This window comes from Enterobacter cloacae complex sp. ECL411 (assembly GCF_021869665.1).
Taxonomy (GTDB): Bacteria; Pseudomonadota; Gammaproteobacteria; order Enterobacterales; family Enterobacteriaceae; genus Enterobacter; species Enterobacter intestinihominis.
In genome coordinates this window covers 1,225,655-1,251,154 of the sequence record NZ_CP091486.1, presented here as the reverse complement: position 1 = coordinate 1,251,154, position 25,500 = coordinate 1,225,655, and the positions used below count along the sequence as shown (strand labels likewise).

At 57.1% G+C, this 25,500-nt stretch carries 27 protein-coding genes; 15 read left to right on the top strand and 12 right to left on the bottom strand.

The features are described 5' to 3' along the window. Positions 1 to 47: 47 nt before the first annotated feature. Both ahpF and ahpC read right to left on the bottom strand, forming a co-directional pair. A complete protein-coding gene (gene ahpF, locus L3069_RS05905; RefSeq protein ID WP_022647412.1) occupies positions 48 to 1,613 on the bottom strand; it encodes an alkyl hydroperoxide reductase subunit F in 1,566 nt (521 codons plus the stop codon). A gap of 187 nt (positions 1,614 to 1,800) precedes the next feature. After that, entirely contained in the window at positions 1,801 to 2,364 is a 564-nt protein-coding gene (gene ahpC / locus L3069_RS05900) for an alkyl hydroperoxide reductase subunit C (RefSeq protein ID WP_014882974.1), read from the bottom strand. Positions 2,365 to 2,985: 621 nt separating this feature from the next. Here ahpC and L3069_RS05895 point away from each other — a divergent pair. The 3 genes from L3069_RS05895 (at position 2,986) to L3069_RS05885 (ending at position 5,870) form a co-directional block, all read left to right on the top strand. Then, entirely contained in the window at positions 2,986 to 3,906 is a 921-nt protein-coding gene (locus L3069_RS05895) for a LysR family transcriptional regulator (RefSeq protein ID WP_022647411.1), read from the top strand. Between the two features lie 129 nt (positions 3,907 to 4,035). Continuing rightward, positions 4,036 to 5,259: a phosphoadenosine phosphosulfate reductase gene (locus L3069_RS05890; protein WP_038415659.1), complete on the top strand. Its 1,224-nt coding sequence runs from the start codon at positions 4,036 to 4,038 to the stop codon at positions 5,257 to 5,259. Next, on the top strand, positions 5,244 to 5,870 hold the full coding sequence (locus L3069_RS05885; protein ID WP_038415657.1) for a ParB/RepB/Spo0J family partition protein: 627 nt from the start codon (positions 5,244 to 5,246) through the stop codon (positions 5,868 to 5,870). The genes L3069_RS05890 and L3069_RS05885 overlap by 16 nt, the downstream gene beginning before the upstream one ends. Here L3069_RS05885 and L3069_RS05880 read toward each other — a convergent pair whose 3' ends face one another. After that, positions 5,871 to 7,031 carry a pyridoxal phosphate-dependent aminotransferase gene (locus L3069_RS05880; RefSeq protein ID WP_032676370.1) on the bottom strand — a complete coding sequence of 387 codons (1,161 nt, stop codon included), beginning with the start codon at positions 7,029 to 7,031 and terminating at the stop codon, positions 5,871 to 5,873. It lies immediately after the preceding gene. 122 nt (positions 7,032 to 7,153) lie between these two features. Between L3069_RS05880 and L3069_RS05875 the strand changes: the two genes are divergently transcribed. The 3 genes from L3069_RS05875 to L3069_RS05865 are packed head-to-tail and all read left to right on the top strand — an operon-like array spanning position 7,154 to position 8,996. Then, complete coding sequence (locus L3069_RS05875) at positions 7,154 to 7,768, top strand: methylthioribulose 1-phosphate dehydratase (protein ID WP_038415654.1); 615 nt, start codon at positions 7,154 to 7,156, stop codon at positions 7,766 to 7,768. Beyond that, positions 7,765 to 8,457 (top strand): acireductone synthase, encoded by a 693-nt coding sequence (mtnC, locus tag L3069_RS05870; RefSeq protein WP_038415652.1) that lies wholly within the window; start codon positions 7,765 to 7,767, stop codon positions 8,455 to 8,457. The genes L3069_RS05875 and mtnC overlap by 4 nt, the downstream gene beginning before the upstream one ends. Then, positions 8,454 to 8,996 carry an acireductone dioxygenase gene (locus tag L3069_RS05865; protein ID WP_032624681.1) on the top strand — a complete coding sequence of 181 codons (543 nt, stop codon included), beginning with the start codon at positions 8,454 to 8,456 and terminating at the stop codon, positions 8,994 to 8,996. Before mtnC ends, L3069_RS05865 begins: the two co-directional genes overlap by 4 nt. Before the next feature lie 121 nt (positions 8,997 to 9,117). Here the strand turns inward: L3069_RS05865 and L3069_RS05860 are convergent, their stop codons facing one another. After that, entirely contained in the window at positions 9,118 to 9,342 is a 225-nt protein-coding gene (locus tag L3069_RS05860) for a helix-turn-helix transcriptional regulator (RefSeq protein ID WP_023299573.1), read from the bottom strand. Positions 9,343 to 9,448: 106 nt separating this feature from the next. Here L3069_RS05860 and L3069_RS05855 point away from each other — a divergent pair, with 106 nt between their 5' ends. After that, complete coding sequence (locus tag L3069_RS05855; RefSeq protein WP_032624682.1) at positions 9,449 to 9,721, top strand: helix-turn-helix transcriptional regulator; 273 nt, start codon at positions 9,449 to 9,451, stop codon at positions 9,719 to 9,721. Between the two features lie 61 nt (positions 9,722 to 9,782). Here the strand turns inward: L3069_RS05855 and L3069_RS05850 are convergent, their stop codons facing one another. Together L3069_RS05850 and mtnA are read right to left on the bottom strand one after the other, a co-directional pair. After that, positions 9,783 to 10,253 (bottom strand): SRPBCC family protein, encoded by a 471-nt coding sequence (locus L3069_RS05850; protein WP_032624683.1) that lies wholly within the window; start codon positions 10,251 to 10,253, stop codon positions 9,783 to 9,785. 43 nt (positions 10,254 to 10,296) lie between these two features. After that, positions 10,297 to 11,313 (bottom strand): S-methyl-5-thioribose-1-phosphate isomerase, encoded by a 1,017-nt coding sequence (gene mtnA / locus L3069_RS05845; protein ID WP_038415650.1) that lies wholly within the window; start codon positions 11,311 to 11,313, stop codon positions 10,297 to 10,299. Positions 11,314 to 11,415: 102 nt separating this feature from the next. Between mtnA and mtnK the strand changes: the two genes are divergently transcribed. After that, positions 11,416 to 12,615 carry an S-methyl-5-thioribose kinase gene (gene mtnK, locus L3069_RS05840; protein ID WP_032624685.1) on the top strand — a complete coding sequence of 400 codons (1,200 nt, stop codon included), beginning with the start codon at positions 11,416 to 11,418 and terminating at the stop codon, positions 12,613 to 12,615. Positions 12,616 to 12,702: 87 nt separating this feature from the next. Here mtnK and L3069_RS05835 read toward each other — a convergent pair whose 3' ends face one another. The 4 genes from L3069_RS05835 to L3069_RS05820 all read right to left on the bottom strand — a co-directional run bounded on the left by L3069_RS05835 (position 12,703) and on the right by L3069_RS05820 (position 17,615). Further along, a complete protein-coding gene (locus tag L3069_RS05835; RefSeq protein ID WP_022647399.1) occupies positions 12,703 to 13,944 on the bottom strand; it encodes an LVIVD repeat-containing protein in 1,242 nt (413 codons plus the stop codon). Between the two features lie 92 nt (positions 13,945 to 14,036). Continuing rightward, positions 14,037 to 15,101 carry a sugar ABC transporter substrate-binding protein gene (locus L3069_RS05830; RefSeq protein WP_022647398.1) on the bottom strand — a complete coding sequence of 355 codons (1,065 nt, stop codon included), beginning with the start codon at positions 15,099 to 15,101 and terminating at the stop codon, positions 14,037 to 14,039. Between the two features lie 19 nt (positions 15,102 to 15,120). Next, positions 15,121 to 16,116, bottom strand: a complete 996-nt coding sequence (locus L3069_RS05825) for an ABC transporter permease (protein ID WP_038415648.1) — start codon at positions 16,114 to 16,116, stop codon at positions 15,121 to 15,123. Next, positions 16,113 to 17,615 (bottom strand): sugar ABC transporter ATP-binding protein, encoded by a 1,503-nt coding sequence (locus L3069_RS05820; RefSeq protein WP_038415646.1) that lies wholly within the window; start codon positions 17,613 to 17,615, stop codon positions 16,113 to 16,115. Before L3069_RS05820 ends, L3069_RS05825 begins: the two co-directional genes overlap by 4 nt. Positions 17,616 to 17,774: 159 nt before the next feature. Here L3069_RS05820 and L3069_RS05815 point away from each other — a divergent pair, with 159 nt between their 5' ends. The 4 genes from L3069_RS05815 (at position 17,775) to L3069_RS05800 (ending at position 20,529) form a co-directional block, all read left to right on the top strand. Then, entirely contained in the window at positions 17,775 to 18,863 is a 1,089-nt protein-coding gene (locus tag L3069_RS05815) for an oxidoreductase (RefSeq protein WP_038415644.1), read from the top strand. A 57-nt stretch (positions 18,864 to 18,920) separates the two neighbouring features. Beyond that, entirely contained in the window at positions 18,921 to 19,664 is a 744-nt protein-coding gene (locus L3069_RS05810; RefSeq protein WP_038415642.1) for an SDR family NAD(P)-dependent oxidoreductase, read from the top strand. 183 nt (positions 19,665 to 19,847) lie between these two features. Further along, on the top strand, positions 19,848 to 20,150 hold the full coding sequence (locus L3069_RS05805; RefSeq protein ID WP_032624689.1) for a type II toxin-antitoxin system RelE/ParE family toxin: 303 nt from the start codon (positions 19,848 to 19,850) through the stop codon (positions 20,148 to 20,150). Next, the gene (locus L3069_RS05800; protein WP_038415640.1) at positions 20,125 to 20,529 is read left to right on the top strand and encodes a helix-turn-helix transcriptional regulator; all 405 of its coding nucleotides are present in this window, start codon (positions 20,125 to 20,127) and stop codon (positions 20,527 to 20,529) included. The genes L3069_RS05805 and L3069_RS05800 overlap by 26 nt, the downstream gene beginning before the upstream one ends. On the opposite strand, the gene L3069_RS05795 is transcribed toward L3069_RS05800, so the two are convergent. Next, complete coding sequence (locus L3069_RS05795) at positions 20,526 to 20,723, bottom strand: YbdD/YjiX family protein (RefSeq protein ID WP_006809671.1); 198 nt, start codon at positions 20,721 to 20,723, stop codon at positions 20,526 to 20,528. The two genes, L3069_RS05800 and L3069_RS05795, sit on opposite strands and share 4 nt — an antisense overlap. A gap of 104 nt (positions 20,724 to 20,827) precedes the next feature. After that, positions 20,828 to 22,933, bottom strand: a complete 2,106-nt coding sequence (gene cstA, locus L3069_RS05790; RefSeq protein ID WP_038415638.1) for a pyruvate/proton symporter CstA — start codon at positions 22,931 to 22,933, stop codon at positions 20,828 to 20,830. A 268-nt stretch (positions 22,934 to 23,201) separates the two neighbouring features. Between cstA and L3069_RS05785 the strand changes: the two genes are divergently transcribed. Genes L3069_RS05785 through L3069_RS05775 form a run of 3 tightly spaced genes read left to right on the top strand, consistent with a single transcriptional unit; the run spans position 23,202 to position 25,484 of the window. Beyond that, positions 23,202 to 23,897, top strand: coding sequence for a nucleoside recognition domain-containing protein (locus L3069_RS05785; protein WP_038415636.1), 696 nt, complete (start codon positions 23,202 to 23,204; stop codon positions 23,895 to 23,897). Beyond that, positions 23,894 to 24,358 (top strand): YjiG family protein, encoded by a 465-nt coding sequence (locus tag L3069_RS05780; RefSeq protein ID WP_023305665.1) that lies wholly within the window; start codon positions 23,894 to 23,896, stop codon positions 24,356 to 24,358. The genes L3069_RS05785 and L3069_RS05780 overlap by 4 nt, the downstream gene beginning before the upstream one ends. A 13-nt stretch (positions 24,359 to 24,371) precedes the next feature. Further along, positions 24,372 to 25,484 (top strand): M20 family metallopeptidase, encoded by a 1,113-nt coding sequence (locus tag L3069_RS05775; RefSeq protein WP_038415634.1) that lies wholly within the window; start codon positions 24,372 to 24,374, stop codon positions 25,482 to 25,484. Positions 25,485 to 25,500: the final 16 nt, after the last annotated feature.

The following is a 25,500-nucleotide window of genomic DNA, read 5'->3' as shown; positions in this document are numbered from 1 at the left end:
CCTTTAGGTGGCCTCTTGTATTGCAGGTGTCGTCTTGCTTTCTTTTATTATGCAGTTTTGGTGCGGATCAGGTAATCAAACGAGCTCAGCGACGCTTTCGCACCTTCACCGGTAGCGATGATGATCTGCTTGTACGGCACGGTGGTGCAGTCGCCCGCCGCAAATACGCCCTTCACGCTGGTTTCGCATTTCGCATCGATGATGATCTCGCCCATGCGGTTGCGCTCAATTGCGCCTTCCAGCCAGGTGGTGTTTGGCAGCAGGCCAATCTGAACGAAGATCCCCGCCAGCGGTACGCTGTGAATATCGCCACTCACGCGGTCACGGTATTCCAGACCGGTCACTTTGCTGCCGTCGCCTTTCACTTCTGTCGTCTGGGCATTGAGCACAATGTCGACGTTATTCAGGCTACGCACTTTATCCTGCAACACCTGGTCCGCTTTCATCTCAGGGGCGAACTCCAGCAGGGTAACGTGTTCAACAATTCCCGCCAGATCGATAGCCGCTTCCACACCGGAGTTACCGCCGCCGATCACCGCTACGCGTTTACCTTTGAACAGTGGGCCGTCACAGTGCGGGCAATAGGTCACGCCTTTGGTGCGATACTGATCTTCGCCCGGCACGTTCATGTTGCGCCATTTCGCGCCAGTGGCAATGATCACGCTGCGCGCCTTCAGCACCGCGCCGGACGCCGTTTCAATCTGGTGCAAACCACCCTCGACCGCTGCCGGAACCAGTTTGCTGGCGCTCTGGCTGTCAATGACATCCACGTCGTAGTCGCTGACGTGCGCTTTCAACGCCCCGGCCAGCTTCTGGCCTTCGGTTTTCGGCACGGAAATGTAGTTTTCAATGTCTACGGTATCCAGAACCTGACCACCGAAACGCTCGCCCATCAGACCGGTACGGATCCCTTTACGTGCGGAGTAAACCGCTGCCGCCGCGCCCGCCGGGCCGGAGCCAACAATCAGCACGTCGTACGCATCACGTTGGTTCAACTCTTCCGCCGCACGTTTTTCTGCGCCGGTATCCACTTTGGCGACGATTTCGGTCAGCGTCATACGCCCCTGGCCGAACTCCTGACCATTCAGGTAAACCGCCGGAACGCCCATCACGTTGCGCTCGGTGATTTCGTTCTGGAACGTACCGCCGTCAATCGCCGTGTGCTTAATGCGTGGGTTGAGCACTGACATCAGGTTCAGCGCCTGCACCACGTCCGGGCAGTTGTGGCAGGAGAGCGAGTAATAGGTTTCAAACTCAAAATCACCGTCGATATCGCGGATCTGCTCCAGCAGCGCCTGCGCTTCTTTTGACGGATGACCACCGGTCCACAGCAGCGCCAGCACCAGGGACGTAAATTCGTGCCCCAGCGGAGAACCCGCGAAACGCGGCCCCTGGTCAGACCCTGGGTTGGCGATCAGGAAAGAAGGCTTACGGACTGCCAGCGTGTTGTCTTCTTTGAAGGTCACTTTCGGCGACAGCTCAGCAATCTCTGTCAGCAGCGCTTTGATTTCTGCCGATTTCGCGCTGTCGTCCAGCGTGGCAATCAGCTCAACAGGTTTGGTCAGTTTCTCAAGGTAGGCCTTGAGCTGGGTTTTCATGTTAGTGTCGAGCATTATTCTTCCCTCTCTTAAAACGTCATCATGCAAGCCGCCTTATACGGGCTGCCTGAATGCAACTTGCATCATGGTGCTGGAATGAAATGGGCGCGGGTGCGCCCATTGATTGCCGGGTGGCACTTCGTTTACCCGGCCTACGATACTGTAGGCCTGTGCAAGCGTAGCGCCGCCAGGCTTTACAGACTTAGATCTTGCCGACCAGGTCCAGAGATGGCGCCAGCGTCGCTTCGCCTTCTTTCCATTTCGCCGGGCACACTTCGCCTGGGTGAGAAGCAACGTACTGAGCCGCCTTAACTTTGCGCAGCAGGTCAGATGCATCACGGCCGATACCTTCAGCGGTAACTTCGATAGCCTGGATAATGCCCTGCGGGTCAACAACGAAGGTCGCACGGTCAGCCAGGCCTTCATCTTCACGCATGTTGTCGAAGTTACGGGTCAGGGCGCCAGTCGGGTCGCCGATCATCGCGTATTTGATTTTCGCGATAGTTTCAGAGCTGCTGTGCCACGCTTTGTGGGTGAAGTGGGTATCGGTAGAAACAGAGTAAACGTCTACGCCCAGCTTTTGCAGTTCTTCGTAGTGGTCTGCAACGTCGCCCAGTTCGGTCGGGCAAACGAAGGTGAAGTCAGCCGGATAGAAGAAGAACACGCTCCAGCGGCCTTCGGTATCTTTCTCAGTAACTTCGATGAACTCACCGTTTTTGAACGCCTGGTTTTTGAAAGGTTTAATTTTGGTGTTAATCAAGGACATCTGTACTTCCTCCGTGTTTTCGTTGAGGTGTAAGGTAACCAACTTTGTTCATCGGGGCTAATGCGTATGCTTTATCAAATCAATCAGCCAAACCTTACAACAGCAACAAGACAGCAAGGTGAACCTTTTACAGGAAAGCCTGAAAGTAAAAAGGCCGCCTCAACGGGCGGCCCTGATACCTGAATTCCCCGCAGGTACATTCAGTGCCAGCCGAAGCTGGCGTTGCGTTGCGCTCTACATACCTTGTATCAAGGCCGTAACAGCGGTTTGATTACAGCACCCCTGCGCGCAATGAGCAATGCATAAGAGGGATAGTCCTGCCTATGGCTGTGATAGGCAGATTCGAACAGGTCATTGAAACATTATAAATTTAATTTCATTATGGGTTTCACGCTATATATAAACGCCATTTGTCATTCAAATAATTCAATCACACTTTAAAGATAAAATTATCTTAATAACTCTTGAAGATATGTTTCAATAATCCAAAGCCGTGATATATTAAGATCACTTAAATTTTAAATTAAGCGAGTTATTCACACGGATTGTAAAGGGTAACTACACTCTGTCGTACTCCATGGTGTGATAACGACAGCAAACTCAACTCACTCAGGACGAAACATGGCAAACCTCTACGACCTAAAAAAATTCGATCTCAATCTGTTAGTTATCTTCGAATGCATTTACCAACATCTCAGTATCAGTAGGGCTGCCGAGACGCTTTATATCACACCATCCGCCGTCAGCCAGTCGCTGCAACGCCTGCGCGGTCAGCTTGATGACCCCCTGTTTATCCGTTCAGGGAAGGGAATTACGCCCACCACGGTAGGTACCAACTTGCATCATCATCTGGAAAAAAATCTCAATCAGCTTGAGCAGACGATCAACATGATGCATCACTCGGACATCAAGAAAAAGTTCGTTATCTATTGCACTCAAATGGTGTCTCCTGGTTCGATGCTGGAACCGTTGAAGCTTTTAATATCTGAGGAGAATTATGAGATAGAACAAAGAGATATGCTTATTTCCTCCGAATCAGCGGAAGATTTGTTGGCCTATCGTAAAGCCGATCTCATCTTCTCTATCGCACCTATCCACAATCGCTCTGTGGTCTGCACCCACTTCACTACGGTGCCGATAGCCTTAATCTGTAGAGCAGACCACCCAAGGCTCGCTGACACAGCTACAGTGGACGCGCTATACCAGGAGAAATTCACTTTTTACCAGAGTGCTCATCCGGGTGTAAAAGAGTTCCAGAGTCGGGCCAATGACGCTTTTCCGGAAAGAAATATTGCTTTTCGCACCGACTCCCTTAGCTCTCTCATCTCTATGGTCAGTTCATCTGATTTGTTAGGCTATATCCCCGTGTCGATCTATGAAACATTTAAAGAATCTTTGAAATTAAAAAGGCTTGAGCCACCGTTTGCGCTGCCTGAATTAAAGATCTATATGCTCTACGGCCGTTCATCACTGAATAGCTCTGTTTTTTCAACATTCATTGAAAAAATGCATAAGCTCTGCGTTTCTCCGCCGTCTGCGTAAAATACATTTGCATGGTGAATATAATTAAAGCGAACCGAAAAAAAATGACTCCGTGAAATTAAGGATAAATAATTCCATAATATCGTTTTGATTTTCCCAAGACATTTAACACGCAGGACGCGATTAATCATGTCGAACTATAAAATCCCTTTACAGGAAAATGTTTTAGACGCTTCTGCGGAACGCATACACTGGACGCTTAACAATTTCCCCAGGGTATGCGTTTCCTTTTCCGGTGGAAAAGATTCTACCGTGATGCTGCATCTTGTTGCCCAGAAAGCACGGCAATTAAAGCGAAAAATAGACGTCATCTTTCTGGACTGGGAAGCGCAATTCTCGTCGACCATTCAGCATGTTGACGCTATGAAAACGCTCTATCGGGATGTTATCCACCAGTTCTGGTGGGTAGCGCTTCCGCTCACGACCCAGAACGCCCTGTCACAGTTTCAACCTGAATGGCAGTGCTGGGAACCCGGGACAAACTGGGTTCGCCAGCCACCAGAAGATGCCATTACCGATTATCACTATTTCGATTTTTATCAGCAGGGAATGACGTTTGAAGCCTTCGTGCGCGAGTTTGCCGAATGGTATGCGCAAAGACGTCCTGCCGCAGTCATGGTGGGGATCCGCGCCGATGAATCTTACAACCGCTTTCTGGCTATCGCGTCGGCGCGTAAGCAGCGCTTTTCTGATGATAAACCCTGGACGACCGTCGCCCCGGGTGGGCACGCCTGGTATATCTACCCACTGTACGACTGGAAAACCGCCGACATCTGGACGTGGTTCGCGAAATCAAAATGTTGCTATAACCCGTTATACGACCTGATGTACAAGGCGGGGGTGCCGCCGCGTTATATGCGCATCTGCGAACCGTTTGGTCCGGAACAGCGTCAGGGCTTATGGCTCTATCATGTCATTGAACCCGAACGCTGGGCGGCTATGTGTGAACGCGCCTGCGGCGTGCGAAGTGGAGGTATTTATGCCGGGCACGATAACCATTTTTATGGCCACCGGAAGATCCTGAAACCTGACCATCTCGGCTGGCGCGAATACGCCATGCTGCTACTCGACAGCATGCCGCAAAATACGGCGGAACATTACCGAAATAAAATCGCAATTTATCTCCACTGGTATCAAAAGCGAGGCCTGGACGATATTCCCGATACGCAGGAGGGTGACATTGGCGCAAAAGATATCCCTTCCTGGCGACGCATTTGCAAGGTTTTGCTCAACAATGACTACTGGTGCCGGGCACTCTCATTTAGTCCAAACAAACCTAAACACTATCAACGCTACAGCGAAAGAGTGAAAACCAAACGCAAGGAATGGGGGATTTTATGCAACAGCAAATAATCAGAGAAATGCAGACGTACCTGCAGGCCCTTTCTGAAGAAGAGAAAATCGGCGCTATTAATGCCTTTCGTCAGGCAATACACGAAATCAGCCCTTTTCATAATCAACCCGTCGACTGCGTATTGTGGATAAAACAGACTGACATCACCGCCAATGACTACAACCCAAATAATGTCGCTCCGGCGGAGAAGCGGTTGCTCAGCAAATCACTGGAGCTGGATGGATTCACACAACCTATCGTTGTGACGGAAAATGCGCCTGAGAGCTATGAAATTGTCGATGGATTCCATCGCCATGAGCTTGGCAGTCATCGGGCTATTCTGAAGCGTCAACTTAAAGGTTACCTCCCTGTTACCTGCCTGCGTAAAGCACGCCAGGAAAAGTTCGATCGCATGGCTGCAACCATTCGTCACAACCGCGCGCGTGGACGCCACCAGATCAATGCCATGTCAGAAATCGTGCGAGAACTGGTGCTTATGGGCTGGAGTGAGCAGAAAATTGGCCTGGAGTTGGGTATGGACAGCGATGAAGTGCTGCGACTGAAGCAAATCAACGGTCTGCTGGAACTCTTCGCGGACCGTCGTTTTTCAGAAGCCTGGACGGTTAAATAGTCAGAGCGAATTTAAGCGCGCAGCCGCTGCCAGCAGCGTCGACTCCTGCTTCGCAAAGCAAAGACGAATCAGTTTATGCGGGAAGGGATCGGCGCAGAACACCGACAGCGGAATGGCCGCCACGCCCACCTCTTTCGTCAGCCACTGGCAAAAACTGACATCATCCAGATCGGAAATCGCGCTGTAGTCCGCCAGCAGGAAGTAGGTGCCTTCGCATGGCAGGATCTCCAGCCGACTCTCGCTCAAGGCAGTCACAAACCGATCCCGCCGCGCACGGTAAAAAGCTGGCAGGTCCCGGTAATGTTCAGGTTCAGCGCGCAGCATATCCGCCAGCGCCAGCTGGGCGGGTGTGTTTACGGCAAACGTCAAATACTGGTGCACTTTACGCAGCTCAGCGCTGATGGCGGCGGGCGCCACGCAGTACCCTACCTTCCAGCCGGTCATATGGTAGGTTTTCCCAAATGATGATACCGCGATTGCGCGCTCGCGAAGCTGCGGATGCGCCAGCACGCTGGCATGACCCTCTTCGGCAAAGCAGATGTGCTCATACACCTCGTCGCTCAGAACATAGATTTCACGTTCGGCGATGGCCTGCCACAGGGCGGCAAAATCGCTTTTCTGCCACACCGTCGCCGATGGGTTGTGTGGCGTATTCAGGATCACCAGCCGGGTTTTATCGCTCAGCAGCGCGGCAAACGCCTGCCAGTCCGGACGAAAATGCGGCGGCTGGAGCGCCACGCGTTTCACCACGCCACCGGCCAGTTCAATCGCCGGGGCGTAGCTATCGTAGCTCGGGTCAAAGCAAATCACCTCATCGCCCGTACGCACCAGGGCGGTTATCGCCGCATACAGCGCTTCGGTGGCCCCTGCGGTTACCGTGATATCGCTGTTCGCGTCAGGCTTATGGCCGTATAACTCCGCCGTTTTATCCGCAATGGCTTCACGCAACGCCTGCACGCCGGTCATCGGCGCATACTGGTTGGCTCCCTGCGCAACGTGGTACGCCAGACGCTCCTGCAAATATTTCGGCCCGTCAAAATCCGGGAAACCTTGTGAGAGGTTAATGGCGTTGTGCTGCTGCGCCAGGGCGCTCATCTGCGTAAAAATCGTCGTGCCGAGATTCGGAAGTTTACTCTGCGGGATCAACGGGTTATTGCTCATTGTAGTGTGCCTGCCTGTAATACTTATGTTGCTGACACTATAACACGATGTTAGTCTTTGGCAATCAAGACGCTTAGACGTCTAAATGATATAAATATTCCTGACCGAGAGGGTAAAAGGAAATGACAGACAACCTGCAACTCACACACCTGGCCGAGGCCTGCCGCTGGATTGGCGCTAAAGGCTGGGCGCCCGCTACCGGCGGCAATATGTCCGTGCGTCAGGATGAACATCTGTGCTGGCTGAGCGAATCCGGAAAAGACAAAGGCAGCCTGACCACCGCCGATTTTCTACAGGTTGAAATCGCCACCAACCGTGCGCCTTCTGGCCGTAAACCGTCGGCAGAGACCGGGCTGCATACCCTCATCTATCGCCTGTTCCCGGAGGCTAACGCCGTCCTGCACGTTCACACCGTCAATGCCACGGTGCTGTCGCGGCTGGTCAACGAGACCGAGCTGAAGATCTCCGGCTTCGAGATGCAAAAATCCCTTACCGGGCAGACCACGCATCGGGATACGGTGGCCATCCCGGTGTTTGATAATGACCAGGACATCGACGCCCTCGCCTCTCGCATCGCCCATTACGCGCAGGAACGCCCGCTTAATTATGGTTTTCTTCTGCGCGGTCATGGCTTAACCTGCTGGGGACGCGACGTGGCCGAAGCCCGCCGTCATCTGGAAGGTTTAGAATTCTTATTTGAATGCGAAATGCGTTTACGACAATGGGAGAGAGTATGATTCGCGCGATTGTGACGGATATTGAAGGGACCACCAGCGATATCCGTTTTGTCCATGATGTTTTGTTCCCTTACGCGCGTGAGCGGCTGGCGGCCTTTGTGACCGCGCAGCAGTACGCCGAGCCGGTCAAATCGATTCTGGACAACCTGCGCGATGAAATCAGCACTCCGCATGCCAGCGTCAGCGATCTCATCAACGTGCTGTTTACCTTTATGGATGAAGACCGCAAATCGACGGCGCTCAAAGCCCTGCAAGGCATCATCTGGCAGGACGGTTACGTCAACGGTGACTTTACCGGCCATCTCTACCCTGATGTACTGCCCGCGCTGGAAAAATGGAAGGCACAAGGGATTGATCTCTATGTTTATTCCTCTGGCTCCGTCGCCGCGCAGAAACTGTTATTTGGCTACAGCGACGAAGGTGATATTACTCATCTGTTCAGCGGCTATTTTGATACCCGCATCGGGGCCAAGCGTGAGGTGCAGTCTTATCAAAATATTGCGGCGCAAACGGGCATCGCCCCGTCGCAGATCCTGTTCCTGTCGGATATTCATCAGGAGCTGGACGCGGCTGAACAGGCGGGTTTTCGCACCCTGCAACTGATACGCGGTGAAGAAGATGACGGCGTAAGCCATCACCATCAGATCCACCAGTTTGACGAGATTAACCCGGAGCAGATCCCTTCATGAGCGCATTGACCATTTATTCCGATAAAGACGCCAGTAAGCACCTGTGGCACAGCACCGACGCCGTCGAGATCGCCCGACAGCTCAACGCCAAAGGCGTGCGGTTTGAACGCTGGGCGGCAGACCGTGATTTAGGGCAGGATCCCGCGCCTGAAGCCGTGATTGAGGCGTATCAGCATGCAATCGACAAGCTGGTGGCAGAGAAAGGTTATCAGAGCTGGGACGTGATTAGCCTTCGCGCCGACAATCCGCAGAAAGAGGCGCTGCGCGCGAAGTTTCTCAACGAGCACATCCACGGCGAAGACGAAGTGCGCTTTTTCGTGGAAGGGGCGGGACTATTCTGCCTGCACATCGGCGATGAGGTGTATCAGGTGCTGTGCGAGAAAAACGACCTGATTTCCGTACCCGCAGGCACGCCGCACTGGTTTGACATGGGTTCAGAGCCGAACTTTACCGCCATTCGTATTTTCGACAATCCGGAAGGCTGGGTTGCCCAGTTTACGGGCGATGCAATCGCGGATGCGTATCCACGCCTGGCCTGATCTTTTCTCCCTACCCCGCAAAGTAATGCGAGCACCGTGCTATCCCCTCGCCCCTCTGGGGAGAGGGTTAGGGTGAGGGGAACATACGGCTCAGGGGGTCAGTTCCATACTCAGGCATTAATTAAATACTGGCGATAATCCTCTGCACATCTGCGCCAACCAGCCTCGCCAGATGCACAAACTCCACCACGTCCAACCTACGCTCACCGTTTTCCACTTTAGCAATAAACGATTGTGGTTTTCCCAGTGCCTCCGCAAGCTGCGCCTGAGTCATCCCCTTCTCTTTACGCGCTTTCTTCAACGCATTGATAACACGCTGGTATTCATCCGAGTAAACTGAAGCCATTGTTCCGATTCCATACAAATATCCTGAAATCGAATATCCTCCCGCTGCCTTCTTATCCCAAAATAGGATAATTGAGCACGTAACGAACACATGTAAGGAGGACACAATGCAACATCAGAACTGGCACCCGGCCGACATTATCGCTGCACTAAAGAAACATGGAACAAGCCTGGCTGCGTTGTCCAGAAAGGCTGGCCTTTCCTCATCCACACTGGCAAATGCGCTTACCCGACCATGGCCTAAAGGTGAACTGCTTATCGCTCAGGCGCCAGACATTCCACCCGATGTGATATGGCCGGAAAGATACTTTGATGAAAAGGGAGAGCGAGTATTTCGTCAGATGAGGAATACCAAAAAGAGAAATCTGTCTTCAACATAATCAATGAATTCTCCCCCCTCACCCCAGCCCTCTCCCTCAAGGGAGAGGGGGTCTAAGGGCACTACCGTTTCAGCCCTTTCACATACCCCACCAGCTGATCCAACACCACGTCCCACCCTTCGTGGAAGCCCATCTGTTCATGCTGCTCGCGGATTTCCTTCGTTGGGTGACGCGCAATCGCCGTGTAGCGGGTCTTGCCCTCCCCCACATCTTCCAGCAGCAGGATCGCTGTCATAAACGGCTTTTCAGCCGGCTTCCAGCCCTCAGTATAGCCATCGGTAAAGACCAGCTTGTTCCCCGGATCGATTTCAAGAAATACGCCCCGGTTATCCATCCGCTGCCCGTCCACCTCAAACACGGTATTGAACCGCCCACCCACACGCAGATCGAGGTCGCATTCAGTCACCTTATGGGGAGCAGGAATGAAGAAGTTTTTGATGTGCTCCGGTGTGGTCCAGCAGAGCCACAGCAGGTCGCGCGGTGCGTCCACCACGCGTTCCAGTTTTAAATCTGTTTCAGGATCGAGCGTCACGATAACGTCCTCTAAAGGGAACCCCTTACAAGGATAGTCCCACTCAGGCGAATTTCCCTTTCGCTACCTCTTCAGGGGTGACCACGCCCGTATCCAGCACCCAGCCGCTAATCAGCGAGGCGGGGGTAACGTCAAACGCCGGATTATAGACCTGCGCCTCTTGCGGTGCCCACTGCACCGCGCCAAAGCTTCCCGCCACGCCCGTCACTTCGCTGGCCGCGCGCTGCTCAATGGGGATCGCGTCACCGTTCGGGCAGTCCCGGTCGAGGGTCGTTTGCGGGGCGGCGACGTAGAACGGAATACCGTGGAACTTCGCCAGCACCGCCAGGGAATAGGTGCCGATTTTGTTCGCCACGTCGCCGTTGGCGGCAATTCGGTCTGCCCCCACCCACACGGCATCCACCTGCCCTTTTGCCATCAGGCTGGCGGCCATGGAGTCAGTAATCAGCTGATAAGGCACGCCCAGCTCGCCCAGCTCCCATGCGGTCAGCCTGCCGCCCTGCAACAGCGGACGGGTTTCATCCACCCAGACGTTGCTGACGTTGCCTGCCTGATGCGCGCGGGCAATCACCCCCAGCGCCGTACCGACGCCCGCCGTTGCCAGCCCGCCGGTATTGCAGTGGGTCAGCAGGCGGCTGCCGGGCTTCACCAGCGCGCTACCCGCTTTCGCAATCGCGTCGCAAAGCCGTTTGTCTTCATTAATCAGGCGCAGCGCTTCAGCCACCAGCGCCGGAACGAACGCTTCCTGCCAAAGCGCAATCTTCATGCGGTCGAGATTGTTCATCAGGTTCACCGCCGTCGGGCGGGAGGCACGCAGGGTCTCCAGCGCCGCCGCCAGCTCGTCGCGGCCTTTACCGCTTTCCGCTAACAGCGCCAGCAGCAGGCTTGCAGAGAGACCAATCAACGGCGCGCCACGCACGCGCAGAGCGTGGATATGCCCAACCAGCGCCTCCACCGTCGAGGCATCCAGCCAGCGTTTCTCCTGCGGAAGCGCCTGCTGGTCGAGAATAAAGAGCTGATTATTCGCCACCCGCAGGCTGGTCGTCTGTAATGTCTGCATGTCGTTAATTCCCTGTTGCGTTGTTGTAGCACATTGTGTCAGGATGAAATCCAGATGTATAGACGTCTACATGTCTTAATTAGCAAAACTGAGGAGCAGGCCATGTCGCAATACCGTACCTTTACCGCTCAGGACGCCGTGGAGTATGCCAGGCAGTTTGGCGGACTTGACGATCCGTCATCGCTGGTGGAGGCGCAGGAAATCGGCGACGGCAACCTCAACCTGGTCTTTAAAATATTCGATAGCGCGGGGGTGAGCCGCATCGTCGTTAAGCAGGCGCTGCCCTATGTGCGCTGCGTCGGCGAGTCCTGGCCGCTGACGCTGGATCGCGCTCGCCTGGAGGCGCAAACCCTGGTCGAGCATTACAAGCACAGCCCTGAGCACACGGTGAAAATCCACCACTTTGACCCGAAACTGGCGGTGATGGTGATGGAAGATCTCTCCAGCCATCGCATCTGGCGCGGCGAGCTGATTAACAACATTTACTACCCGCAGGCGGCGCGGCAGCTGGGTGAATATCTGGCTCACACCCTGTTCCACACCAGCGATTTTTATCTGCATCCGCACGAGAAAAAAGCGCAGGTGGCAAAATTCATCAACCCGGAGATGTGCGAGATCACCGAAGATCTGTTCTTTAACGATCCGTACCAGATCCACGCGCGCAACAGCTACCCGGCCGATCTGGAGAACGATGTTGCCGCCCTGCGCGACGACGCCCAGCTTAAAATCGCCGTGGCCTCCCTGAAGCACCGCTTCTTTTCGCATGCCGAAGCCCTGCTGCACGGGGACATTCACAGCGGCTCAATTTTTGTGGCCGACGGCAGCCTGAAGGCCATCGACGCCGAGTTCGGCTACTTTGGCCCGATTGGCTTTGACGTTGGCACCGCCATCGGCAACCTGCTGCTGAACTTCTGTGGCCTGCCGGGGCATCTGGGCATTCGCGATGCCGCCGCCGCGCGCGAGCAGCGCCTGACCGATATTCAGGAACTGTGGAACACCTTCGCGGAGCGCTTCCAGGCGCTGGCGAACGAGAAAACGCGCGACGCCGCGCTCAGCGCGCCGGGCTATGCCTCTGCGTTCCTGAAAAAGGTCTGGCACGATGCCATCGGATTCTGCGGCACCGAGCTGATTCGCCGCAGCGTCGGGCTTTCCCATGTGGCGGATATCGACACCATTCAGGATGAAGCGATGCGTCACGAATGCCTGCGCCACGCGATATCCCTCGGCAAGGCGCTGATTGTGATTGCTGACCGCATCGACAGCGCGGAAGAGCTGGTAGCGCGAGTGCGGCAGTACAGTTGAGAACGTTTGCCCGATGGCGCTGCGCTTACCGGGCCTACGGGTGCAAAATGTAGGCCCGGTAAGGCGAAGCCGCCACCCGGCAAAAACTCACCCCAGATACTCAATCACCGACATCCCACCGTTATAATCCGTGCTGTAAATAATCCCCTGCGCATCCACAAACACGTCGCACGACTGGATCACCTGCGGGCGATTGGGCCGCGTATCCATCATCTTTTCCGGCGCCGCGGGCACCAGCGCCCCCGTTTCCACCGGGCGATACGGATTGGAAATGTCATACGCGCGCACGCCCGCGTTCTGGTACGTCGCGAAGATCAGCGTTGAGCTGACAAAGCTCCCCGGCCGGTTTTCGTGCAGGTTGTGCGGGCCGAAATGCGCCCCTTTCGCCACGTAGTCGGTTTCATCCGGCTGCGGGAAGGTAGAAATGCTCACCGGGTTCGACGGCTCGCGGATATCAAACAGCCAGATCAGCTTCTCGCCGTCCTGCTGGTTATCCAGCACCGCCTCGTCCAGCACCACCAGCAGGTCGCGATCCGGCAGCGGAAGCGCGGTGTGCGTCCCGCCGCCAAACGGCGGGCTCCAGTTACGATGGCTAATGAGCTTAGGCCGGGTGCGGTCCTTCACGTCCAGCAGCGTCAGGCCACCGTCGCGCCAGCTGCCGTACGCGGTATCGCCTGCAATAATCGCATGGTGCAGGGCGTAGCGTTTGCCTTCCGGCCAGTTCGGCTGTTCGCCTTCGGCCTGATTCATCCCCGGCAGCCACCAGCGTCCCGCCACTTCAGGCTTGCGCGGGTCCGCCAGATCGATGGTCAGAAAGATGTAGTCGGTAAAGCCGTCTATCAGCGCTGAGACATACGCCCAGCGGCCACCGACGTACCAGATGCGGTGAATGCCGATGCCGCTCAGCGATAAAAAGCCTATCTCGCGTGGCCTGTCCGGTGTGGAGATATCAAAGACGCGAAGCCCGGCGCTCCAGCCTTTATCCTGCACATCGCTGACGGTCTCCCCCACCTGGCGGGTGTAGTAGACCTTCTCGTCGGCAAAACGCGCATCGGCAAACAGATCCCGGGCGTTGATCACCAGCAGCAGGTCGTCATGCGCCTGGAGATGCACATTCCAGGTACCCGGCGGCGCAGGCACGTATCCTGCGGCTTTTGGTTTTTTCGGGTCGCGCACATCCACTATCGAAAAGCCCTGCGACACCATATGGCCGATATAGGCGAAACCGCGGTGCACCATCAGCTGCACGCCGTCCGGGCGACCGCCCTGATCGCTATGGCCAATCAGCCGCATATTGCGGCTGTATTCGGGAGGGGGTAATTGAGACACCTTATGCTCCTTACGCCCGGTGGCGCTGCGCTTACCGGGCCTACGGGTGCGAAATGTAGGCCGGGTAAGGCGCAGCCGCCACCCGGCTTGGTTTACTTGTTTTTAGCGGCAAGGGTCGCAAACCACGGCGCGATAAAATCTTCCGTCTGGCCCCAGCCCGGAATGATTTTCCCCAGAGACGCCACGTTCACCGCGCCCGGCTGGGCGGTCAGCAGCGCCTGCGGAATGGCCGCCGCCTTGAAATCGTAAGTGGCAGGCGTCGCTTCTCCGGCAATCTTATTGGCAATCAGGCGTACGTTGGTCGCGCCAATCAGCTTCGGATCCACCGCCACGCTCACTGCCCATGGGCTACCCGGCTCGCGCATCAGCTGTAAATCCTGGTTGGAGATGTCGATGCTGTAGAGTTTGATCTCGGTTCGGCCGTTCTCTTTCAGCGCCTTATACGCGCCCTGGCTGAAGGCATCCCAGGTACCCCAGATGGCATCGATTTTACCTTTCGGGTATTTCGCGAGGATCGCGCCCACCTTGTTGGCAGTGTCGCCCTGCACGTCAGAGGAGACCGCGCCGATGGACTCCAGCTCTTTAATCTCCGGGTACTGCTTTTGCAGTTCTTTGTAGGCCGCCTGACGGCGCTCCATCGGCGGGAAGCCCGCGACCCATAGCTTGACGATATTGGCCTTGCCGTTGAAATCTTTCGCCAGCTGGCCGAAAGAGAGGTTGGTTAGGGAGGCATCGTCCTGCTGGGTAACGGTTACGCCCGGGATCTCGCCGTTCACAGCGGTATCAAACACCGAAACTTTGATCCCGGCATCCACCGCCTTCTTCACCAGCGCGGTGGAGTACGGATCGCGCCCCTGAGAGAGAATAATCCCGTCGTATTTCTGGCTGATGGCCTGGTTAACGAAATCCTGGAATTTGGCGTCGTCCCCGTTACTTAAAAAGGTGCTGACCTTAAAGCCGAGCTTTTTCCCTTCCTGAATCGCCCCGGCAACAAACTGCGTGGTGTTGTCGTCCGAGCCCAGGTTGCGGATCACCGCGATGCGGATCGGGCCGTCATGGCTGGCAATGGCGGTCGGAACCGGCGCGGGGGTAGCCGCCAGGCCCGGCAGAGAAGTGAGTAACCCAAGAGCTACCAAAGAGAGCGCAATCTTTTTCATTTATTATCCCGTTGTGTTGTCAGCGTTTTTGTATGTAGGTAATCGCCAGCGCTACCGCGAGCACCAGCCCTTTTATAATGTCCATGGCGTAATACGGCACGGAGAGCATCACCAGCCCGTTCGACAGCACGCCGAGGATCACCGCCCCCACCAGCGTACCCAGCGCGTTCGGCTTGCCGGATCCGGCCAGCGAGAAGCCGATCCACGCCGCCGCCACCGCGTCCATCAGGTAGCCGCCGCCCGCATTCACCTGCGATGAACCAATACGCGAGGCCAGCAGAATGCCGCCCAGCCCCGCCAGCAGAGAGGCAATCACGTAGGCTGCCACTTTGTAGCGAGTGGTGCGAATGCCGGAGAGGCGCGCGGCTTCGGGGTTGCCGCCAATGGCGTACATCCGGCGTCCATGGGTGGTCAGCGACAGGCCCAGTTGCGCCAGCACGGTCACCACCAGCATGACGATCACAATGGTCGGCACCTGCCCCAGCAGGCCAAACGCCGCCGGAATGGTCCCTTCCGCCATGTCGCCGCTCGGCAGTACCATGTTCTCGGTAATCGACCCGCCGTAGCTGTAGGTCATCGCCACACCCTGAATGACAAACAGGCTGGCAAGGGTCGCGAGCATGTCCGGAATGCGCAGGATGACGATCAGAAAGGCGTTAAACAGGCCGACCAGCGTACAGAGCGCGAGGGTCAGCAGAATCGACTCGGTGGTGCCAAAGCCGTGCCAGACGAAAAGCGAAATCACCAGCGCGTTCGCCAGCGACGCGGTAGATCCCACGGAGAGATCGAACCCGCCGACGGTCAGCGAAATAGAGACGCCAACGGCAATCACCGTCACGATGGCAATCGAGCGCAGAATGTTGATGATGTTGTTCGGGTCGAGGAAGCTGTCCGACGCCAGGCCAAACACCGCCACCAGCGCGACGACGGTCAGCAGCATGCCCCACTTATAAAGAAAATCGAAAATCTGCTGACGGCCAGACGCCGCCGTGGTCACTGAAAGGGCCTTGCTCACGACGCCGTTCCTCCGGTTGAATAATAAAGTAGTGTTTCTTCCCGGGCCTCTGCCCCGGCGATTTCCGCCACGATGCGCCCGTCCCACAGCACGCAGATGCGGTCGCACAGACCGACCAGCTCGGCAAATTCACCTGAGGCGTAAATCACCCCTTTGCCCTCGCGCGCCAGGCCGTCGATCAGCTGAAACAGATCGGTTTTGGCCTTCACGTCCACGCCTTTGGTCGGCTCGTCGAATATCAGCACGCTGGCGTCATTGCGCAGCCATTTCCCGATGGCGACCTTCTGCTGGTTACCGCCGGAAAGCCGACGCAGCACCTGCCCCGGCCCGCGCGTGCGCACGCCGACGCGGGCAATCACCTCTTCCGCCCAGCGCCACGCCTGACGATGACCAAACAGGCTCCAGCGCGAGAAACTGTTATCGGCGCACACGGCAAGGTTCATGCTCACCGGCTCGTCGATAAAAATGCCCTCTTTGCGCCGCTCCTCCGGCACCAGCGCCAGACCGCGTAGCACCGAGTCTGCCGGATCGCGCGGTTTCCAGGCCTGATGGTTCAGCTCGCCGCGCGCCACGCGGCTTTTGCTGGCGCCAAACAGCGCCTTGCAGAGTTCCGTTTTCCCCGCCCCCGCCAGCCCGGCAATGCCGAGGATTTCACCTTTGCGCAGATGCAGGGAGATATCTTTCAGCAGCGCGTCGTCGTGCAGGCCTTCCACCCGCAGCAGCATCTCTTCACCGTGCGGCGGTCGCGGGGGCGGATAGATATCGCTCAGCTCGTGGCCGAGCATCTTCTCGACGATCTCCTCTCCGCTCAGATCCGCCATCGGGCCGGACTCAATCAGCCTGCCGTCGCGCAGCACCGTCAGGGTGTCGCAGATGGCCTTCAGCTCGTGAATGCGGTGAGAAATAAACACCACGCCAATGCCCTGCTGTTGCAGACGTCTTACTACCGCAAACAGACGCTCGCTTTCGTGCGCGTCCAGCGGCGCAGTGGGCTCATCAAGAATGAGAAAACGGCAGTGGTGCGAGAGCGCCCGCGCCAGCAAAATCTGCTGCTTTTCAGCCAGCGTGCAGCTGTCGATGGAACGGCGAACGTCCAGCGAAACATCCAGCTGCGCCAGCGCCTGCCGCGCCTGCTGACGAATCGCGCGCCAGCTGTAGCGGTGTCCCGGCTGCGCCAGCTGGTCGAGCATAATGTTCTCCGCAATGCTCAGCCCGGGGATCAGCGCCACGTCCACCTCCTGCTGCACAAGGTGGATACCCAGCCGTTTAGCGTCCAGCGGCTCGCGGATGCTTACCTGCTGGTTGTTAATGCAGATTTCGCCTTCATAACGATCGTGCGTCCCACACAGCACCGCCATCAACGTCGATTTTCCCGCGCCGTTGGCGCCGGTCAGCGCATGCACCGACCCGCCATTCAGGGTGAAATCCACGCGCGACAGGGCCTGAAAGCCGGAAAAGGCCAGGCTGATACCGCGCATCTCAAGGCGACTGGAAACCATCCGCGTAAATCCTTCATTACTCTTCTGATTTAGCGAATTTTTCACAGCTCCGGTTGACTGACAACGACGGAAAAGGCATAAGATAAAGCGAAATATTATTAGCCATCCGGATGTCCAGACATAACATCGGGTTAGCGCTTGCTAAAAAAGGACAACTTCATGAGCAACACCAATATCCGCGTCGTGCCCGGCCCGGCGAACTACTTCTCTCATCCGGGAAGCCTTGCGCACCTGGATGATTTCTTTACTCCGGAACAGCTTTCCCGCGCGGTGTGGATCTACGGCGAGCGGGCTATCGAGGGCGCACGCCCTTATCTGCCGGAGAGTTTTAACGCGACGGGGGCAAAACATCTGCTGTTTAAGGGCCATTGCAGCGAGCGTGACGTCACTCATCTGGTGAACGCGTCGGGTGGTGAAGCCAGCGTGGTGATTGGCGTGGGCGGCGGTGCGGTAATGGATACCGTCAAGGCCGTGGCACGTCGTCTGGGCGTGCCGTTCGTGGGCATTCCCACCATCGCCGCCACCTGCGCGGCGTGGACCCCGCTCTCCGTGTGGTACAACGATGCCGGGCAGGCGCTACAGTTTGAGATTTTTGACGACGCCAACTATCTGGTGCTGGTGGAGCCGCAAATCATCCTTAACGCCCCGGCGGAATACCTGTTGGCAGGCATCGGCGATACGCTGGCGAAGTGGTACGAAGCGGCGGTACTCGCCCCTGAACCGGAAAACCTGCCGCTGACCGTGCGTCTTGGCCTGAACGGTGCGCTGGCGATCCGCGACGTGTTGCTGGAGCGCAGCGAAGAGGCGCTGGCCGACCAGCAGCGCGGCGACCAGACGCAGGCGTTTCGGGACGTGGTGGACGCCGTTATCGCCGGTGGCGGTATGGTCGGCGGTCTGGGCGAACGCTATACCCGCGTGGCGGCGGCACATGCGGTGCACAACGGCTTAACCGTGCTGCCGCAGACGGAAAAATACCTCCACGGCACCAAGGTGGCCTACGGCATTCTGGTGCAGAGCGCCCTGCTCGGTCAGGAGGACGTGCTGGCGCAGCTGGTGGCGGCATACCAGCGTTTTAACCTGCCGACCACGCTTCGCGCGCTGGAGGTCGATATCCATAACCGCGACGAGCTGGACAAGGTCATTGCTCACACCCTGCGCCCGGTGGAGTCGATTCACTTTTTACCGATTACGTTAAGCCCTGACGTTCTGCGCGCCGCGTTTGAGAAGGTGGAATCCTTCAGCCGTTAATCGCGCCGACGGGCTATACCTAATGATGATTCTCTCCACTCTTACAACGAGGTCATCATGCAGATCGATTTAACAGGTAAAAAGGCGCTGGTCACCGGCGCCAGTCGTGGGCTGGGTCGGGCGATTGCGCTGTCGCTGGCACGCGCCGGTGCCGATGTGGTTATCACCTACGAAAAATCCGTCGATAAAGCCCAGCAGGTCGTCGATGAAATCAACGCGCTGGGGCGACACGGCGAGGCGATTCAGGCCGACAGCGCCAGCGCGCAGGCGATTCAGGATGCGGTCACGCAGGCGGCGCGCTCCCTCGGCGGGCTGGATATTCTGGTCAATAACGCCGGGATTGCACGCGGCGGCCCGCTGGAGTCCATGACCCTGGCGGACATCGACGCTCTGATCAACGTCAATATCCGCGGCGTGGTGATCGCCATTCAGGAAGCGCTGGTGCATATGTCTGACGGCGGACGCATCATCAACATCGGCAGCTGTCTGGCGAACCGCGTGGCGCAGCCGGGGATCGCCGTCTACTCGATGACCAAATCGGCCCTAAACTCCCTTACCCGGGGTCTGGCCCGCGATTTAGGCCCGCGCGGCATTACCGTCAACCTGGTTCATCCCGGCCCGACCAACAGCGATATGAACCCGGAAGACGGCGAGCAGGCGGAAGCCCAGCGCCGGATGATCGCGCTTGGTCATTACGGCCAGCCGGAGGATATCGCAGCGGCGGTCACCTTCCTCGCCAGCCCGGCTGCGGGGCAAATTTCCGGCGCCGGTCTGGACGTGGATGGCGGTTTGAACGCCTGATCGCAATTTTCCTGCAAGCCTCTGTCGCCCAGCAGAGGCCTTTTCGAGCCGCCTCGACGGTTTGCGTTTTGCCTCTTACCTGCGCTTTTTTTCCGCTCTACAGTACCCCATAAGAAATTCGGAATTTATCTAATAGTCTTATTATTTCCTTATATTTTGTGTGGGCGTACAGTGGAGGTACGGATGAAGATCGTGTGGTCAAAAACAGCAGAGAAGCAATTTTCTAAAATCGATACGCGATATCAGAACCGCATTAAATTCAGGCTGGAGAAGATGGATGATAAAACATCACCTGTCGCGGATATCAAGAAATTATCTTCTCCCGAAAACCACTACAGGTTGCGATTAGGTGATTACAGGGTCATTTACACCTTCGGGGATCCGCCGGGTGATATCTGCTACGTAGTGGCGGTAAAACGCCGGACAACCACCACCTACCTTCATGAGGAGCATACGGAATATGACTGTTCAGTTCATCAAGGATGAAGAAGGAAAAAAACAGTATGTTGTCATTCCCTACGATGAATATTTTCGCATGCGTTTAGCCATGCTTGAGTATGATGACGATGATGAAAACGACTGGGAAGACATCCCTTACGAATCAGATATCTACGATAACGTAGGTTTACCGGGTGAAGTGTGCGACATCATGCATAGCGAGAACGTCAGCCTGCAGGCCGCGTGGCGTATCCTGCGCGGGCTATCCCAGCAGGAGGTGGCGGAAAAACTCGGCATCAGTCAGTCCGCCGTGTCACAGCTGGAGGCACTGGACTCCCGACCGCAAAAGCGCACCCGCGAAAAGCTGGCGGCAATTTACGGCTGTAAACAGGAGCAGATCAGCCTCTATTTACCAAAAGAGGGTTAACAGCACTTCGCCCCGCCCTTGCCGCCGTAGCGGGCGTCCTGGCGGTCGCGGAAAAATTCTTCGTAGGTCATTGGCGTCTGATCCGGGTGGTTGACGCGCATATGCTCGACGTAGTTGTCGTAATCCGGCACGCCAATCATCATTTTTGCGGCCTGGCCCAGGTATTTACCTGCTTTGGAAAGGGTGTCGAACATAGTCAGTTTCTCGTTTGTTTCCCTCACCCCGGCCCTCTCCCGGAGGGAGAGGGAGGATAAGAAATGTAGGCCGGGTAAGGCGAAGCCGCCACCCGGCACACGGGTTAATGCGCCCCTTTCGCCTGGGTGACAATCTCGTCCAGGTTCTCAGGCATTGGCTCATACGGCGTCTCTTTCGCCGTTGGCGTGTCGACTTTCAACGCCGCCAGCGCGGTTTTCAGAGAATACAACGCCAGCACCACAACCACCACCATAAAGAAGATGGTCAGCCCGGCGTCCAGACGGTTGTTAAACACCAGCTGGGACAGCTGAGATTCGGTGTACTGCGCCGGGATCTTGCCGCTGTCGATCATCGCCTGGAACTTGTTGGCAATGGCCAGGAAGCCCACCTTGTTGTCCGGGCTGAAGGCTTTCTGCCAGCCTGCTGTCAGGGTACAGATCAGCAGCCACGCCGTTGGCACCAGCGCCACCCATGCGTAACGCTGGCGCTTCATCTTGAACAGGACTACGGCACAAAGCATCAGCGCCATGCCCGCCAGCATCTGGTTGGCGATTCCGAACAGCGGCCACAGGGTGTTAATGCCGCCCAGCGGATCGACCACGCCCTGATGCAGGAAGTAGCCCCACGCCAGCACGCACAGTGCCGTCGCCAGCAGGTTAGCCGGGAGTGAATCGGTACGTTTCAGATTCGGGGAGATCACCCCCAGCAGATCCTGCAACATAAAGCGCGCAGCGCGCGTACCGGCATCAACCGCCGTCAGGATAAACAGCGCCTCGAACAGAATGGCGAAGTGATACCAGAACGAGACATCCATCAGCCCGCCCAGCGCACCGTGCAGGATGTAGGCCATACCCACCGCCAGCGTCGGCGCCCCGCCCGCACGGGAGATAATCGACTGCTCGCCGACCTCGTTAGCGATATGCGTCAACGTTTCAGGGGTAATCGCAAAGCCCCAGCCGCTCACCACCTGCGCGGCAGAGGCGACCACGTCAACAGTGCCGGCCGGGGCCAGTACCGCCATCGGGCTGTTCATCGCGAAGTACACGCCCGGGTCGATAATACAGGCCGAGACCAGCGCCATAATCGCCACGAAGGATTCCATCAGCATGCCGCCATAGCCAATCAGGCAGGCCTGATTTTCATTCGCCAGCATCTTCGGCGTGGTCCCGGAGGCGATAAGCGCATGGAAGCCAGACACTGCCCCACAGGCGATGGTGATAAACAGGAACGGGAACAGGTTACCGGTCCAGACCGGGCCGGTGCCGTCAATGAATTTGGTCAGGGCAGGCATGGTCAGGGTCGGGCGCATAATCAGAATGCCGATCGCCAGCCCGACGATGGTACCAATTTTCAGGAACGTAGAGAGGTAGTCACGCGGGGCCAGCAGGAGCCATACCGGCAGCACCGCCGCCACGAAGCCGTAGCCCACCAGCATCCAGGTCAGCTGCACGCCGGTGAAGTCGAAGAACGGTGCCCAGGTCGGGCTTTCCGCCACCCAGCCGCCGGAGATAATAGCAAACACCAGGAACACCAGGCCAATGACTGAAACTTCACCAATGCGTCCCGGACGCAGATAGCGAATGTAGATCCCCATGAACAGCGCCAGCGGAATGGTGAAGGCGACGGTATAGGTTCCCCACGGGCTGTGGGTCAAGGCTTTCACCACAATCATCGCCAATACCGCGAGGATGATGACCATGATCATAAAGGTCGCCACCAGCGCAATCACCCCGGCAGTTGCCCCCATCTCCTCTTTCACCAGCTCACCCAGCGAACGACCGTCGCGACGGGTGGAGACGAACAGCACCATGAAGTCCTGCACCGCGCCCGCCAGCACCACCCCCGCGAGGATCCAGATCATCCCCGGCAGGTAGCCCATCTGCGCGGCCAGTACCGGCCCCACCAGCGGGCCTGCCCCGGCAATCGCCGCGAAATGGTGACCGAACAGCACTTTTTTATCGGTCGGCACGTAGTCCAGACCATCGTTATGACGCACGGCCGGCGTCATGCGCGTGCCGTCTACGCCCAGTACCGTCTTCGCGATATAACGGCCATAAAAACGGTATGCGATCAGATAAATGCAGACGGAGGCGACCACGATCCAGAGCGCATTGATCTGCTCCCCCCGGTTGAGGGCGATGTAGCCCAGGGCAAAGGCTCCCACAACGGAGAGCCCTGCCCATATAAGGTATTTCCCTGAGTTGTTCATAATGGTTATCCGTTGTTGTGAAACAGTGAGATGTTACATTTTGTTTCTAGAACAACGGATAAAATTTAACAACTTTGAAACGCAATAATGCGTGGTCAAACCAGACATTTACACCACATTGTTAAGCCGATCACTTTCGTAGCGTCACCGTTCACACTTTTACCTTTTTCGGCCAGACACCGCCTTACGGAATGATTTGTATCATTTTTTTTGGCCATAACCTCGCCAGAATGATCCTGCGCAATCGCGTGCATACAAGGAAAAAGATATGAACAGTTCAGTACCTCAGGATAGTCAGGTCGGGCCGGGCGCGTACTTCGCGCTGGCGTTTGCAGCCGTTTTCTTCTCGGGTCTGTTAGGCGGACCAGAGTGGTACGGCGTCTTTGATTTCACCACCCTCAACGGCGCATTTGGCAAAGTGGTCAGCAAAGCCAGTCTGGATGACGGTACGTTAACCACAGCCAGCAGCGCCTTTCGCGGCACCGGCGGCAGCGGCGCGATGGACGGGTTTCTCTTCGCGCTCGGTTTAATTCCCGCGGTGATGTTCGCGCTGGGGATGATCAACGTGCTGGAGCACTATGGCGCCCTGCGCGCCGCGCGCAAACTCTTAACTCCTCTGCTGCGCCCGCTATTGGGGATCCCTGGCACCACCGGGCTGGCGCTGATTGGCAGCCTGCAAAGTACCGACGTGGGCGCGTCGCTTACCCGTAATCTCTCTGATGAAGGGCAAATCAGCGAAAAAGAGAAAGACGTTTTCGCCATGTTCCAGTTCTCCGCCGGGGCGATGATCACCAACTTTTTCTCTTCCGGGGCGATCCTCTTCACGCTGCTCGCCGTTGACGGCACGGCGGCGGTGCCCACCTCCATCGGGGCCTGTATCGCGGTGATGTTTATCATGAAAATTGTCGGCGCCAATCTGCTGCGCCTGATCCTGACGTTCACCCATAAAGGAGACGCCGCATGAGTGCCCCACAGTCCAATCCCGTCATTACCGATGTGTTTATCGAAGGCGCGCGCAAAGGCTGGAGCATTGCCACCAGCAGCACGCTGCCCAACGTGGTGATGGCCTTTATCATCATCAAGGCGCTGGAAATTACCGGCGCGCTGAAAGGGCTGGGCACGATCTTCTCCCCGCTGATGGGCCTGTTTGGCCTGCCGGGCGAAGCGGCCGCCGTGCTGATTGGCGGCTGGATGTCGATGGGCGGCGGGATCGGCGTTGCCATCGGCCTGTTTGATAAAGGCATCCTCACCGGCGAGCACCTGGCGATCCTGGCGCCCGCCATCTACCTGATGGGCTCGCAGGTGCAGTACCTGGGCCGCATTCTGGGGGTGATTGGCACCCGCGCCAAACGTATTCCGCTGATGATCGCCCTCTCGGTGGTCAACGCTTTCTTAGCCATGCTGCTGATGCGCATTATTCTCTGAACAGGACGTGAACATGAATCTTGACCATTATATCGAAGAGCTGAAAACCCTGGTGAACGTAGACTGCGGCACCCAGACGATTGACGGCGTCGCCGCTGTTGCAGGCATCATGCAGCAACTGTGGCAGCGCGAAGGCTGGCATACGGAGCAGGTGAACCTGGGCGACAAGGTGGGCCCCGGCGTCTTCGTCAGTAACAAGCCGCAGGCGGAACGGTTCGACGTGCTGCTGGTCGGGCATCTGGATACCGTATTTCCCGCCGGCACCGTGGCCGCGCGTCCGCTGAGCGAGGATGAAACCCGCCTGTACGGCCCCGGCGTCTCGGATATGAAGAGCGGACTTCTGAATATTTTGTGGGCAATGCGCGCGCTTGACGCCGCAGACAACGATCGTCTCGCGATTGCCGTTGCGATGAACCCGGACGAAGAGACCGGATCTGTCCATTCCCATGAGTGGATTGGCGAGCTGGCTAAGCGTTCCCGCTGCGTGCTGGTGTGCGAAGCCGCCCGCGCCGACGGTTCGCTGGTGAAAGCGCGTAAAGGGATGGCGGGCTATCACCTCACCTTTTGCGGCGTGGCGGCACACGCGGGCAATGACCCGGAAAAAGGCCGCTCGGCGATCACCGCGCTGGCAAAGAGCGTTATCGCCATCAATGCGCTGACGGACTGGGATCGCGGCACTACACTTAACGTCGGCGTGATTCAGGGCGGCAGCGCGGCGAACGTGGTCGCGGACAGCGCTGTGGCAGAACTGGACGTTCGCTTCTGGGAAAACGACGAGTATGACCGGGTGAACCAGGCGCTGGAGTTGTTATGTGAACAAGGCTTTTTAGACGGCGTGACCACCACGCTGACGCGGGTTAATCACAAACCGGCGATGGCCGCGAGCGACGCGACGCAGGCGCTGATGCAGCAGGTTGAAGCGGCGGGTAAAGCGGAAGGCATCGACATTACCTGGCAGGCAGTCGGCGGCGGCAGCGACGCCAACCACACCGCCGCGCTCGGCATCCCCACGCTTGACGGCTTCGGGCCGGTTGGCGCCGGGTTCCACAGCCCGGCGGAATGGCTGGATAAAGCGTCCATTGCGCCGCGAATTCGGCTGTTGAAGCGGGTGGTATCGATGTTGTGACAACCGCCCGGTGGCG

Coding starts and splice junctions, on each gene's coding strand:
- L3069_RS05805 (WP_032624689.1), top strand. CDS start 19,848: ATGAAGATCGTGTGGTCAAAAACAGCAGAGAAGCAATTTTCTAAAATC.
- L3069_RS05785 (WP_038415636.1), top strand. CDS start 23,202: ATGAACAGTTCAGTACCTCAGGATAGTCAGGTCGGGCCGGGCGCGTAC.
- L3069_RS05800 (WP_038415640.1), top strand. CDS start 20,125: ATGACTGTTCAGTTCATCAAGGATGAAGAAGGAAAAAAACAGTATGTT.
- L3069_RS05855 (WP_032624682.1), top strand. CDS start 9,449: ATGCAACATCAGAACTGGCACCCGGCCGACATTATCGCTGCACTAAAG.
- L3069_RS05895 (WP_022647411.1), top strand. CDS start 2,986: ATGGCAAACCTCTACGACCTAAAAAAATTCGATCTCAATCTGTTAGTT.
- L3069_RS05880 (WP_032676370.1), bottom strand. CDS start 7,031: ATGAGCAATAACCCGTTGATCCCGCAGAGTAAACTTCCGAATCTCGGC.
- ahpC (WP_014882974.1), bottom strand. CDS start 2,364: ATGTCCTTGATTAACACCAAAATTAAACCTTTCAAAAACCAGGCGTTC.
- mtnK (WP_032624685.1), top strand. CDS start 11,416: ATGTCGCAATACCGTACCTTTACCGCTCAGGACGCCGTGGAGTATGCC.
- L3069_RS05795 (WP_006809671.1), bottom strand. CDS start 20,723: ATGTTCGACACCCTTTCCAAAGCAGGTAAATACCTGGGCCAGGCCGCA.
- ahpF (WP_022647412.1), bottom strand. CDS start 1,613: ATGCTCGACACTAACATGAAAACCCAGCTCAAGGCCTACCTTGAGAAA.
- cstA (WP_038415638.1), bottom strand. CDS start 22,933: ATGAACAACTCAGGGAAATACCTTATATGGGCAGGGCTCTCCGTTGTG.
- L3069_RS05780 (WP_023305665.1), top strand. CDS start 23,894: ATGAGTGCCCCACAGTCCAATCCCGTCATTACCGATGTGTTTATCGAA.
- L3069_RS05865 (WP_032624681.1), top strand. CDS start 8,454: ATGAGCGCATTGACCATTTATTCCGATAAAGACGCCAGTAAGCACCTG.
- L3069_RS05775 (WP_038415634.1), top strand. CDS start 24,372: ATGAATCTTGACCATTATATCGAAGAGCTGAAAACCCTGGTGAACGTA.
- mtnC (WP_038415652.1), top strand. CDS start 7,765: ATGATTCGCGCGATTGTGACGGATATTGAAGGGACCACCAGCGATATC.
- L3069_RS05890 (WP_038415659.1), top strand. CDS start 4,036: ATGTCGAACTATAAAATCCCTTTACAGGAAAATGTTTTAGACGCTTCT.
- L3069_RS05820 (WP_038415646.1), bottom strand. CDS start 17,615: ATGGTTTCCAGTCGCCTTGAGATGCGCGGTATCAGCCTGGCCTTTTCC.
- mtnA (WP_038415650.1), bottom strand. CDS start 11,313: ATGCAGACATTACAGACGACCAGCCTGCGGGTGGCGAATAATCAGCTC.
- L3069_RS05815 (WP_038415644.1), top strand. CDS start 17,775: ATGAGCAACACCAATATCCGCGTCGTGCCCGGCCCGGCGAACTACTTC.
- L3069_RS05860 (WP_023299573.1), bottom strand. CDS start 9,342: ATGGCTTCAGTTTACTCGGATGAATACCAGCGTGTTATCAATGCGTTG.
- L3069_RS05830 (WP_022647398.1), bottom strand. CDS start 15,101: ATGAAAAAGATTGCGCTCTCTTTGGTAGCTCTTGGGTTACTCACTTCT.
- L3069_RS05885 (WP_038415657.1), top strand. CDS start 5,244: ATGCAACAGCAAATAATCAGAGAAATGCAGACGTACCTGCAGGCCCTT.
- L3069_RS05875 (WP_038415654.1), top strand. CDS start 7,154: ATGACAGACAACCTGCAACTCACACACCTGGCCGAGGCCTGCCGCTGG.
- L3069_RS05810 (WP_038415642.1), top strand. CDS start 18,921: ATGCAGATCGATTTAACAGGTAAAAAGGCGCTGGTCACCGGCGCCAGT.